Origin of the sequence: Pseudomonas sp. RW10S2 (assembly GCF_014268985.1) — a bacterium.
GTDB classification, from domain to species: Bacteria; Pseudomonadota; Gammaproteobacteria; order Pseudomonadales; family Pseudomonadaceae; genus Aquipseudomonas; species Aquipseudomonas wayambapalatensis.
The window spans coordinates 38,836-48,933 of sequence record NZ_JABWRO010000027.1; the positions used below are offsets into that span (position 1 = coordinate 38,836).

The following is a 10,098-nucleotide window of genomic DNA, read 5'->3' on the forward strand; positions in this document are numbered from 1 at the left end:
TCATGGATATCAAGAGCGCGCTGAGCCGCATCGTCGGCCACCTGGACCTGTCCACAGAAGAAATGCGCGATGTCATGCGTCAGATCATGACAGGACAATGCACCGAGGCGCAGATCGGCGCCTTCCTGATGGGCATGCGCATGAAGAGCGAGAGCATCGACGAGATCGTCGGTGCTGTTTCGGTCATGCGTGAGCTGGCCGACAAGGTCGAGCTCAAGAGCCTCGACGGCGTGGTCGACATTGTCGGCACCGGCGGCGACGGGGCCAACATCTTCAACGTATCCACGGCCTCGGCCTTTGTGCTCGCCGCGGCCGGTTGCCCGGTGGCCAAGCACGGCAACCGGGCGGTGTCCGGCAAGAGCGGCAGCGCCGACCTGCTGGAGGCGGCCGGTATCTACCTGAACCTTACGCCGGTACAGGTGGCCCGCTGCATCGATAGCCTGGGGATCGGTTTCATGTTCGCCCAGACTCACCACAGCGCAATGAAGCATGCCGCTGGCCCGCGCCGCGACCTGGGCCTGCGCACGCTCTTCAACATGCTCGGCCCGCTTACGAATCCGGCCGGTGTGAAGCACCAGGTGGTTGGCGTGTTCACCCAGGCCCTGTGCCGCCCGCTGGCCGAAGTGTTGCAGCGCCTGGGCAGCAAGCATGTGCTGGTGGTGCACTCCAAGGATGGCCTGGACGAATTCAGCCTGGCCGCACCGACCTTCGTTGCGGAACTGAAGAACGGTGAGATCACCGAGTACTGGGTAGAACCGGAAGACCTTGGCATGAAGAGCCAGAGCCTGCACGGCCTGGCGGTCGAGGATCCGCAGGCTTCGCTGGCGCTGATCCGTGACGCCCTGGGCCGCCGCAAGACCGAAAATGGCCAGAAAGCTGCCGAAATGATCGTGCTCAACGCCGGCGCCGCGCTGTATGCCGCCGACCACGCGATGAGCCTGAAATCGGGCGTCGAACTCGCCCACGATGTACTGCACACCGGCCTTGCCTGGGAAAAACTCCAGGAGCTGGGCGCCTTTACCGCGGTATTCAAGCAGGAGAACGGAGCATGAGCGTACCGACGGTACTGGAAAGAATCATCGCCCGCAAGTTTCAGGAAGTGGCCGAGCGCAGCGCGCGCGTGAGCCTCGCCGAGCTGGAGCGTCTGGCCAAGGTCGCCGATGCTCCGCGCGGCTTTGCCAACGCCTTGATCGAACAGGCCAAGCGCAAGCAGCCGGCGGTCATCGCTGAAATCAAGAAGGCCTCGCCGAGCAAGGGCGTGATCCGCGAGCACTTCGTGCCTGCGGAAATCGCGGTCAGCTACGAGAAGGGCGGCGCGACCTGCCTGTCGGTACTCACCGACGTGGATTACTTCCAGGGCGCTGACGAATACCTGCAACAGGCCCGCGCCGCCGTGTCGCTGCCGGTGATTCGCAAGGACTTCATGGTCGATCCCTACCAGATCGTCGAAGCCCGCGCCCTGGGCGCCGACTGCGTGCTGCTGATCGTCTCGGCACTGGACGATGTGAAGATGGCCGAGCTTGCCGCCACTGCCAAGGATGTCGGTCTCGATGTGCTGGTGGAGGTGCACGATGGCGATGAGCTGGAGCGCGCGCTGAAAACCCTCGACACGCCGCTGGTGGGGGTCAACAACCGCAACCTGCACACCTTCGAGGTCAGCCTGGATACCACACTCGACCTGCTGCCGCGCATTCCGCGTGACCGCCTGGCGATCACCGAGAGCGGTATCCTCAACCGCGCCGACGTGGAGCTGATGGAAATCAACGAAGTGTATTCGTTCCTGGTGGGCGAGGCCTTCATGCGGGCCGAGCAGCCGGGCTTGGAACTGCAGCGGCTGTTCTTCCCGGATCAGGTGAAGAAGACTGTTCAGCCTCTGGACTGATCAAGATACGGAAGCCGGCTTGATGCCGGCTTTTTTGTATGCCTGTTCTGGCCCTTTCGTGGGCAAGTGGACCTAACTTCCAAGGTGGATCAATGACCGATCAACCCCTGGCCCTCACCGTCGAGCAGGGCCTGCACGCCGAACAGGAGCTGCTCGCCGCCGTCTGCCGTGGCGAGCGTGAATCTGGTGTGCTCTTCTGGCGCCCCACCGACCATGCGCTGGTCATGCCACGGCGCATGAGCCGGGTCGATAATTTCGAAGCTGCCTGTGCGGAGCTGGCGATTGCCGGCTGGCCCGTGCTGCTGCGTGAAACCGGTGGTGAACCCGTGCCGCAATCCCATTCGACGGTGAACGTGGCGCTGGTCTACGTCGCACCGCGCAGCGAAGGCGATCACGGACGCATCGAGAACGCATACGAGCGCTTGTGCCTGCCGCTGTGCGATGTCTTGCGCGAATGGGGTGGTGTGGCGTCGGTCGGGGAGATCGAAGGTGCGTTCTGCGATGGTCGCTACAACGTCAATCTCAACGGCCGCAAGCTGGTCGGCACTGCCCAGCGCTGGCGCCAGGGGCTGGGCGGCAAGCGCCCGGTGGTGCTGGTGCATGGGGCGCTGCTGCTGGACAACGAGCGTGAGTCGATGGTGGCGGCGGTCAATCGTTTCAACGAATGTTGTGGGCTGGAGCAACGCTGCCGTGCCGACAGCCATATTGCCTTGCATGAAGTGGCGCCCGCAGTCCCTTGGTTCGAACGGCTGTCCCAGGCCTACGCCGAGGTGATCGCGGCGCTGCCCGAGGATTAACGGGTGCCGTAGACCACCATGGTCTTGCCCTTGACCTGCACCAGGCTGCGTTCCTCGAGATCCTTGAGCACGCGGCCGACCATCTCGCGCGAGCAGCCGACGATCCGACCGATTTCCTGACGGGTGATCTTGATCTGCATACCGTCGGGGTGGGTCATGGCATCTGGCTGCTTGCACAGGTCGAGCAGGCAACGAGCGACGCGGCCGGTGACGTCGAAGAAGGCCAGGTCGCCGACCTTGCGCGTGGTGTTGCGCAGGCGCTGGGCCATCTGGCTGCCAAGGGCGTAGAGAATGTCCGGATCGTGGCGGGCCAGCTCGCGGAACTTGTCGTAGCTGATCTCGGCCACCTCGCATTCGGTCTTGGCCCGTACCCAGGCACTGCGCTGCTGTTCGGGGCCCGCCGGTTCGAACAACCCCAGCTCACCGAAGAAATCACCATTGTTGAGGTAGGCGATGATCATCTCGTGACCTTCGTCGTCCTCGATCAGGATGGTCACCGAACCCTTGACGATGAACGACAGCGTCTCGGCTCGGTCGCCGGCGCAGATGATGTTGCTCTTGGCGGCATAGCGGCGGCGTTGGCAGTGCACCAGCAGCTTGTCGATATTCTTGATCTTGGCAGGGAGTGCTGAGGCTACCATCACGAAATCCTGTTCGAGCGACGCAGAGGCATTTTGTAGGAGGTTACTGACAGGGGCGCCAGTGATTTGGCGTCAGCTTATCAGACACTTTGGGTTTATCGGCATGAAACCCTAACGTCTTGAGCTTTTCCGACGGCGCTACAAGGTCTAAGCTGACGGCCTTTTACGAAATCAGGAGTCCGGATAGATGAAGGCGCGCATCCAGTGGGCCGGTGAGGCCATGTTCCTCGGTGAGTCGGGGAGTGGGCATGTCGTGGTCATGGACGGTCCTCCCGAGGCTGGCGGTCGTAACCTGGGCGTCCGCCCGATGGAGATGCTGCTGCTCGGCCTGGGTGGCTGCAGCAGTTTCGATGTGGTCAGCATCCTGAAGAAGTCCCGACAGGCGGTGGAAAGCTGCGAAGCCTTCCTTGAGGCCGAGCGAGCCAGCGAAGATCCGAAGGTGTTCACCAAGATCCACCTGAATTTCGTGGTCAAAGGCCGCGGGCTGAAGGAAGCGCAGGTCAAGCGGGCAGTGGAGCTGTCGGCCGAGAAATATTGCTCGGCCTCGATCATGCTTGATCGGGCGGGCGTGGAAATCACCCATGGCTACGAGATCGTGGAGCTGGGTTGAGACTGTGGGGCCGCCTGGCGGCCCCGGTTTTCAGTCACGCAGGGCTGGCAGCGCGTCCAGTAGCCATTGCGGCAGTTTTGCCCGCAACGATTGACTCAGTCGTTCACGACGCTTCTGGTAGGCCAGGCCTAGGCCGATCACGCCAAGCCCGATCAATGTGATCACCACCGGGAACAGCAGCGACTCGGCGAACACGTCATACGACAGGTAGCCCAGGTACGCAGCCACGCCCATGGCACCGAATACCATGAACATCGGGCGGCGCAGCAGCACTGCACATCCCATCAGGCCAAGGTTGATCAGGCAATAGAGCGCCTTGCCCACTTCACTGTCGCTGTTCATCGAAGTCAGCCCGCCCCAGAAGGCCAGAAGCCCTGCCAGGTAACCCCAGTAGGCGTAGTCGCGGCGCGTGCGACCGTCCACTGCCAGGAACGCGGCCAGCAACAGCAGGCCGAACCACACCGAGACGTTCTGGCGCTGCTCCCAACTGAACACTTCGCCGTAGAACCATTCGCTGAGGTCCATGGACATGAACCACAGGGCCACCGCGATTGGCATCACGATGAAGGGGAAAGGCACCAGGCGCAGCATCGCCAGCCCGGCGACGACGGTTGCCGCTTCCATCAGCAGCCAGCCGCCTTGCACGTATGTGTAGTACTGGTGGTAGTCGAACTGCACGTCATCCAGCGGCCACCAGCCGAGCAGGCGTTCGAGGGCGAACACTGCCAGCGGTACGATGCTCACGGCGACGGCGGCCAGAACCCCGGCGGCAATGGCCTGCCCGCGACGCTGGAGTGACAGGGCGAACAGGGTAAGGCTGGCGATATAGAGCAGGGCGATGGCGAGCAGGGCCGAGTCACCAATGCGCATCCACGCCTCGGTGAGCAGCCAGCCCATGGCCGCCATGATCAGCAGTGCGCCGAAGTAGAAGGCGACATGGGCCAACTGGAACCGGCCCTGTTGCTGCGGTTGCTGGCGCAGGAATTCGAGCAGTGCCCGATCCTGGCCTGGCTGGAGGACGCCGGCGCTTACCGCGCTGGCCAGATCCTTGGCATCGAAGCGCTCGGTCATCGGTGGGGCCTAGATGCGGTAGGTGCTCTTGGTCATCACCTTGGCCAGCAGGCTCATGCCGAAACGCACCGGGGCCGGGAAACGATAGCCGCCGGCTTCCAGAGCGGATTCGGCGTGTTGCTCTTCATCGACGCGCATCTGTTCGAGAATGGCGCGGGATTTTTCGTCTTCTTCGGGGATCTGTTCGAGGTGCTCGTCCAGGTGCTTGCAGACCTGGTGCTCGGTGGCGGCGACGAAGCCCAGGCTGACCTTGTCGCTGACCAGGCCGGCGAGGGCACCGATGCCGAACGACATGCCGTAGAACAGCGGGTTGAGCACACTTGGGTGGCTGCCCAGTTGGCGGATGCGCTGCTCGCACCAGGCCAGGTGGTCGATTTCTTCCTCGGCGGCATGCTCCATGGCCTTGCGTACCTGCGGCAGCTTGGCGGTCAGGGCCTGACCTTGGTAGAGCGCCTGGGCGCAGACCTCACCGGTATGGTTGATGCGCATCAGGCCGGCAATATGGCGGGTCTGGGACTCGTCCAGCTCGGCATCCGGCTGGATGATCGCAGGCGAGGGACGGGAAGGTTGGCCGCTGAAGGGCAGCAGGGTGCGCATGGCGGTATCAGCCTGCAGCAACAAGCGGTCGAGCGGCGAATAGTGACGTTCGGTAGCCATCGGGCACCTCCACTAAAGTGATGCCCGACAGTTTAACTCAATCATGCCGGATGGGCTTGCCTTGGGTCAGCCCGGCGGCCAGTTCATCTGACGCTGGCCGAGCACGTGCATGTGAATGTGGTAGACCGTCTGCCCACCCTTGGGGTTGCAGTTCATGACCACGCGGAAACCTTCCTCGCAGCCCTGCTCGACGGCCAGGCGCTGGGCGGTGAACAGGATGTGGCCAGCCAGGGCCTTGTCCTCTTCGGTCAGGTCGTTGAGGGTCCGGATGTGCTTTTTCGGGATGACCAGAAAATGTACCGGCGCTGCAGGGGCGATATCCTTGAAGGCCAGGATCTGGTCGTCTTCGTAGATGATATCCGCCGGGATTTCCCGGTTGATGATCTTGAGGAATAGATCGTCCACGTCACTTGCTCCTTGGTGAGGGTCGAAGCGCAGTGTACTCAGCGAGGCGCTGCTCGGACAGAGGTCATTCGGCGCCGATCGGGCAGTAGCGACGATGGATCACGCCCGCCAGCTTGCGGCTCAACCAGCGCGGCAGAAGGCGTGGGGCGAAGGCCAGCCAGCGATTGCGTCGGCCCGGCATGATCAGGGCGCGGTTCTTGTCCAGCGCGCGCACGGTGTAGAGCGCCACTTCTTCGGCGCTCAGGCAGCGCGAACTGCCCTCCAGGCGCGGGATGTGTCGTTTTGCCGAGTGGATCGGGCCCGGGCACAAAACCGACACCTTGACCCCGGTACGACGCAGTTCTTCGCGCAGGGCTTCCGAGAAATTCAGTACATAGGCCTTGCTGGCGCTGTAGCACGCCATCCACGGACCCGGCGCGGCGCTGGCCAGTGACGCCACGTTGAGGATCTGGCCGCCACCGTGCACCGCCATCAGGTTGCCGATGGCGTGGCACAGGCGGGTGAGGGCGAGGATATTGACCTCCAGCAGGTCTTGTTCGTCGGCCCACTCATGGGCCAGGAAGGGCCCATAGGTGCGCTGCCCGGCACAGTTGACCAGCAGGTCGATGCGCCGCTCGCCCTCTTCCAGCTCGAGTACGAACCCCGAGAGGCGCAAAGGCTGGCTGAGGTCGCAGGCGCGCAGCAAGACCTCGACGCCGAAGCGCTGGGTCAGCTCGACCGCGATTGGCTCAAGGGTTTCGCGGTGGCGTGCCACCAGGATCAGGTTGCGCCCGCGCCGCGCCAGGGCCTCCGCCAGGGCCAGGCCCAGGCCGCTGGAAGCTCCGGTGATCATGGCGTAACGGGTCATGCAAGGCTCCTGGGGGCGGAAGAGGGCGCCTAGTGTACAGCTTGGCTGGGGCTGTTGTGGTCTTTTGCAGGGCTTCAGCGCGCCAGTTCAGCGGTGCGAAGCTGGGCGGCTCGGTATTCGTCACGCAGGCGCTCGATCAGCGCTGCCGTATCGGGCAGGTCATGGATACCGCCCGCGCCCTGGCCCGCCGACCACACGGTTTTCCAGGCCTTGGCCTCTTCATCCAGCGGTTTGAGCTTCACCTCGCCCAGGTTGTGCTTGAGCGCGGCCATGTCGTAACCGGCCTGCTCGAGGCTCTGGCGCAGGAAACTGGCCGGCACACCCGAGACCGCCGGGGTGTGGACGATGTCGGCGGCGTGGGCATCGAGCAGCATTTGTTTGTAGGCGTCCTGGGCTTGGCTCTCGCGAGTGGCGATGAAGCGTGTGCCCATGTAGGCGAGGTCCGCGCCCAGCAGACGTGCTGCGAGGATTTCGTGACCGTGGTTGATGCAACCGGCCAACAGCAGAGTCTTGTCGAAGAACTGGCGAATCTCCGCGACCAGGGCGAAGGGGCTCCAGGTCCCGGCATGACCGCCGGCACCCGCAGCCACGGCGATCAGGCCATCAACGCCGGCCTCGGCGGCTTTCTCGGCGTGACGACGGGTGGTGACATCGTGGAACACCAGGCCGCCATAGCCGTGCACCGCGTCTACCACCTCCTTCGCAGCGCCCAGGCTGGTGATCACGATCGGCACCCGGTGCTCCACGCACAGGGCGAGGTCGGCCTGCAGGCGCGGGTTGCTCGGGTGCACGATCAGGTTCACGGCATAAGGCGCAGGTGCCTGCAATTGCGCAAGGCCCGCCTCGATCTCCTCCAGCCAGGCCTTGAAGCCGGCGCTGTCGCGCTGGTTCAGCGCCGGAAAGCTACCCACCACACCGTTGGCGCAGCAAGCCAGTACCAGCTGCGGATTGGAGATCAGGAACATCGGCGCGGCGACCACGGGCAGTCGCAGGCGGTGTTCGAGTGTTGCAGGCAGGGACATGGCAAGGCTCCTTCGCTCAGGGGTTATGCTCAGAACGGTTTGACCACCACCAGAATTACGATGGCCAGCAGGATCAGCACCGGTACTTCGTTGAACCAGCGGTAGTACACATGGCTGCGGGTGTTCTGTCCGGCGGCGAAGCGTTTGCGCTGTGCGCCGCATACGTGATGGTAGCCGGTCAGCAGGATCACCAGGGTCAGCTTGGCGTGCAGCCAGCCCTGGCTCAGCCAGCCGGGCGTCAGGTAGAGCATCCAGATACCGAACACGTAGGTTGCGATCATCGCCGGGTTCATGATGCCGCGGTACAGCTTGCGCTCCATGGTGACGAAGCGTTCCTGGCTGATGCTGTCCTGGCTCTGGGCGTGGTAGACGAACAGGCGCGGCAGGTAGAACAGGCCGGCGAACCAGCAGACCACGCTGACGATATGCAGCGCCTTGATCCAGAGATAGAGCATGGGGGAGTTCCTTCAGGTTTTCACGGTGGTCAGATAGTAGTGGTCCGGCACTGCGAAGGGGTACCCAAGAGTTGTTACAGGCGTCACGTAACCCTATTATCGTGCGCTTTCCAGTGGTCTCGTTGATGAGGGGCAAGCGTTATGATCAAGGTCGGTATCGTCGGCGGCACGGGTTACACCGGTGTCGAACTGTTGCGCCTGCTGGCACAGCACCCACAGGCCGAGGTAGCGGTCATCACGTCGCGCTCCGAGGCGGGTGTCGCGGTGGCCGACATGTACCCGAACCTGCGCGGCCACTATGACGGCCTGCAGTTCAGCGTCCCGGACAGCAAGGCTCTCGGTGCCTGTGATGTGGTGTTCTTCGCCACACCGCATGGCGTTGCCCATGCCCTGGCCGGCGAGCTGCTGGCCGCCGGGACCAAAGTCATCGACCTGTCTGCCGACTTCCGTCTGCAGGACGCCGTCGAGTGGGGCAAGTGGTACGGCCAGCCGCATGGCGCGCCGGAACTGCTCAAGGATGCCGTCTACGGCCTGCCTGAAGTGAACCGCGAGAAGATCCGCCAGGCGCGTCTGATCGCCGTGCCAGGCTGCTACCCGACCGCGACCCAGCTTGGTTTCCTGCCACTGCTCGAAGCGGGTCTGGCCGATCCGTCGCGCCTGATTGCCGACTGCAAGTCGGGTGTCAGTGGCGCAGGCCGCGGTGCTGCAGTGGGCTCGCTGTTCTGCGAGGCTGGCGAAAGCATGAAGGCCTATGCGGTCAAAGGCCACCGTCACCTGCCGGAAATCAGCCAAGGCCTGCGCCTGGCGGCGGGCAAGGATATCGGCCTGACCTTCGTACCTCACCTGACCCCGATGATCCGCGGTATTCACGCCACTCTCTACGCGAATGTGGTCGACACCTCGGTCGACCTGCAGGCGCTGTTCGAAAAGCGCTACGCGAACGAGCCGTTCGTCGACGTGATGCCGGCCGGCAGCCACCCAGAGACGCGCAGCGTGCGCGGCGCCAACGTCTGCCGTATTGCCGTTCATCGCCCGCAGGGTGGTGATCTGGTGGTGGTGCTGTCGGTGATCGACAATCTGGTCAAGGGCGCGTCCGGCCAGGCAGTGCAGAACCTGAACATCCTGTTCGGGCTGGATGAGCGCATGGGCCTTTCCCACGCGGGGCTGCTGCCTTAATCGTCAAGCAGGTGAAAAGGCCCGCCCCGTGCGGGCCTTTTGGTTTGTCTCGACCAAAGCCGCACAATTCTTGACCAATTTTCTCGGAGAAGCGGATAATGCGCGTCATCGAGTTTTATGGCGGCTTACGCCGGGAGAACCAACATGAGCGTCGAAACCTTCACCCCCACCGCTTTGGAGTTTACCCAAGGGGCTGCGCACAAGGTGAAGACCCTGGTATCCGAGGAAGGCAATGATCGCCTCAAGCTGCGTGTGTTCGTCACAGGCGGCGGTTGCTCGGGTTTCCAGTACGGCTTCACTTTCGATGAAGACGTGGCCGATGACGACACCATTGTCGAGCGCGAAGGCGTTTCGCTGGTCGTCGATCCAATGAGCTTCCAGTACCTGGCCGGTGCTGAAGTGGACTACCAGGAAGGTCTGGAAGGCTCGCGCTTCGTGATCAAGAACCCGAATGCCGCCACCACCTGCGGGTGCGGTTCGTCGTTCTCGATCTGAGTCCGGCTTCAACGAAAAAAACCCCCCCCCGCGGCGGGGG

13 protein-coding genes are annotated in these 10,098 nt (G+C 63.4%); 6 read left to right on the forward strand and 7 right to left on the reverse strand.

Features of this window, described 5'->3' with window-relative positions:
- Nucleotides 1-2 precede the first annotated feature (2 nt).
- From trpD to HU729_RS08665, 3 genes are all read left to right on the forward strand, one after another.
- The gene (trpD, locus tag HU729_RS08655) at nt 3-1,052 is read left to right on the forward strand and encodes an anthranilate phosphoribosyltransferase (RefSeq protein WP_186667564.1); all 1,050 of its coding nucleotides are present in this window, start codon (nt 3-5) and stop codon (nt 1,050-1,052) included.
- A complete protein-coding gene (gene trpC / locus HU729_RS08660; RefSeq protein WP_186667565.1) occupies nt 1,049-1,882 on the forward strand; it encodes an indole-3-glycerol phosphate synthase TrpC in 834 nt (277 codons plus the stop codon). The genes trpD and trpC overlap by 4 nt, the downstream gene beginning before the upstream one ends.
- Before the next feature lie 92 nt (nt 1,883-1,974).
- A complete protein-coding gene (locus tag HU729_RS08665) occupies nt 1,975-2,679 on the forward strand; it encodes a lipoate--protein ligase family protein (protein WP_186709557.1) in 705 nt (234 codons plus the stop codon).
- On the opposite strand, the gene crp is transcribed toward HU729_RS08665, so the two are convergent.
- A complete protein-coding gene (crp, locus tag HU729_RS08670) occupies nt 2,676-3,320 on the reverse strand; it encodes a cAMP-activated global transcriptional regulator CRP (RefSeq protein ID WP_054925379.1) in 645 nt (214 codons plus the stop codon). The two genes, HU729_RS08665 and crp, sit on opposite strands and share 4 nt — an antisense overlap.
- 187 nt (nt 3,321-3,507) lie before the next feature.
- Between crp and HU729_RS08675 the strand changes: the two genes are divergently transcribed.
- The gene (locus tag HU729_RS08675; RefSeq protein ID WP_028689009.1) at nt 3,508-3,930 is read left to right on the forward strand and encodes an OsmC family protein; all 423 of its coding nucleotides are present in this window, start codon (nt 3,508-3,510) and stop codon (nt 3,928-3,930) included.
- A 30-nt stretch (nt 3,931-3,960) separates the two neighbouring features.
- Here the strand turns inward: HU729_RS08675 and HU729_RS08680 are convergent, their stop codons facing one another.
- The 6 genes from HU729_RS08680 to hemJ form a co-directional block, all read right to left on the reverse strand.
- Nucleotides 3,961-5,001: a DUF2157 domain-containing protein gene (locus HU729_RS08680; protein ID WP_186709558.1), complete on the reverse strand. Its 1,041-nt coding sequence runs from the start codon at nt 4,999-5,001 to the stop codon at nt 3,961-3,963.
- A 9-nt stretch (nt 5,002-5,010) separates the two neighbouring features.
- Nucleotides 5,011-5,658: a 2-polyprenyl-3-methyl-6-methoxy-1,4-benzoquinone monooxygenase gene (gene coq7 / locus HU729_RS08685; RefSeq protein ID WP_112897195.1), complete on the reverse strand. Its 648-nt coding sequence runs from the start codon at nt 5,656-5,658 to the stop codon at nt 5,011-5,013.
- Nucleotides 5,659-5,724: 66 nt separating this feature from the next.
- Nucleotides 5,725-6,063 carry a histidine triad nucleotide-binding protein gene (locus HU729_RS08690; RefSeq protein WP_003255518.1) on the reverse strand — a complete coding sequence of 113 codons (339 nt, stop codon included), beginning with the start codon at nt 6,061-6,063 and terminating at the stop codon, nt 5,725-5,727.
- 64 nt (nt 6,064-6,127) lie between these two features.
- Complete coding sequence (locus HU729_RS08695; RefSeq protein WP_186667568.1) at nt 6,128-6,910, reverse strand: SDR family oxidoreductase; 783 nt, start codon at nt 6,908-6,910, stop codon at nt 6,128-6,130.
- 74 nt (nt 6,911-6,984) lie between these two features.
- A complete protein-coding gene (locus HU729_RS08700; RefSeq protein WP_186709559.1) occupies nt 6,985-7,932 on the reverse strand; it encodes a nitronate monooxygenase family protein in 948 nt (315 codons plus the stop codon).
- 29 nt (nt 7,933-7,961) lie between these two features.
- The gene (hemJ, locus tag HU729_RS08705) at nt 7,962-8,387 is read right to left on the reverse strand and encodes a protoporphyrinogen oxidase HemJ (RefSeq protein ID WP_186709560.1); all 426 of its coding nucleotides are present in this window, start codon (nt 8,385-8,387) and stop codon (nt 7,962-7,964) included.
- 141 nt (nt 8,388-8,528) lie between these two features.
- Here hemJ and argC point away from each other — a divergent pair, with 141 nt between their 5' ends.
- Entirely contained in the window at nt 8,529-9,563 is a 1,035-nt protein-coding gene (gene argC / locus HU729_RS08710; RefSeq protein ID WP_186709561.1) for an N-acetyl-gamma-glutamyl-phosphate reductase, read from the forward strand.
- 144 nt (nt 9,564-9,707) lie between these two features.
- Nucleotides 9,708-10,058 (forward strand): iron-sulfur cluster insertion protein ErpA, encoded by a 351-nt coding sequence (gene erpA / locus HU729_RS08715; protein WP_186667571.1) that lies wholly within the window; start codon nt 9,708-9,710, stop codon nt 10,056-10,058.
- Nucleotides 10,059-10,098: the final 40 nt, after the last annotated feature.

Bases quoted from the DNA above. Each gene is read 5' to 3' on its own strand.
- HU729_RS08665 (WP_186709557.1), top strand. From the start codon at position 1,975: ATGACCGATCAACCCCTGGCCCTCACCGTCGAGCAGGGCCTGCACGCC.
- argC (WP_186709561.1), top strand. From the start codon at position 8,529: ATGATCAAGGTCGGTATCGTCGGCGGCACGGGTTACACCGGTGTCGAA.
- erpA (WP_186667571.1), top strand. From the start codon at position 9,708: ATGAGCGTCGAAACCTTCACCCCCACCGCTTTGGAGTTTACCCAAGGG.
- coq7 (WP_112897195.1), bottom strand. From the start codon at position 5,658: ATGGCTACCGAACGTCACTATTCGCCGCTCGACCGCTTGTTGCTGCAG.
- crp (WP_054925379.1), bottom strand. From the start codon at position 3,320: ATGGTAGCCTCAGCACTCCCTGCCAAGATCAAGAATATCGACAAGCTG.
- HU729_RS08680 (WP_186709558.1), bottom strand. From the start codon at position 5,001: ATGACCGAGCGCTTCGATGCCAAGGATCTGGCCAGCGCGGTAAGCGCC.
- HU729_RS08675 (WP_028689009.1), top strand. From the start codon at position 3,508: ATGAAGGCGCGCATCCAGTGGGCCGGTGAGGCCATGTTCCTCGGTGAG.
- trpC (WP_186667565.1), top strand. From the start codon at position 1,049: ATGAGCGTACCGACGGTACTGGAAAGAATCATCGCCCGCAAGTTTCAG.
- trpD (WP_186667564.1), top strand. From the start codon at position 3: ATGGATATCAAGAGCGCGCTGAGCCGCATCGTCGGCCACCTGGACCTG.
- HU729_RS08695 (WP_186667568.1), bottom strand. From the start codon at position 6,910: ATGACCCGTTACGCCATGATCACCGGAGCTTCCAGCGGCCTGGGCCTG.
- hemJ (WP_186709560.1), bottom strand. From the start codon at position 8,387: ATGCTCTATCTCTGGATCAAGGCGCTGCATATCGTCAGCGTGGTCTGC.
- HU729_RS08700 (WP_186709559.1), bottom strand. From the start codon at position 7,932: ATGTCCCTGCCTGCAACACTCGAACACCGCCTGCGACTGCCCGTGGTC.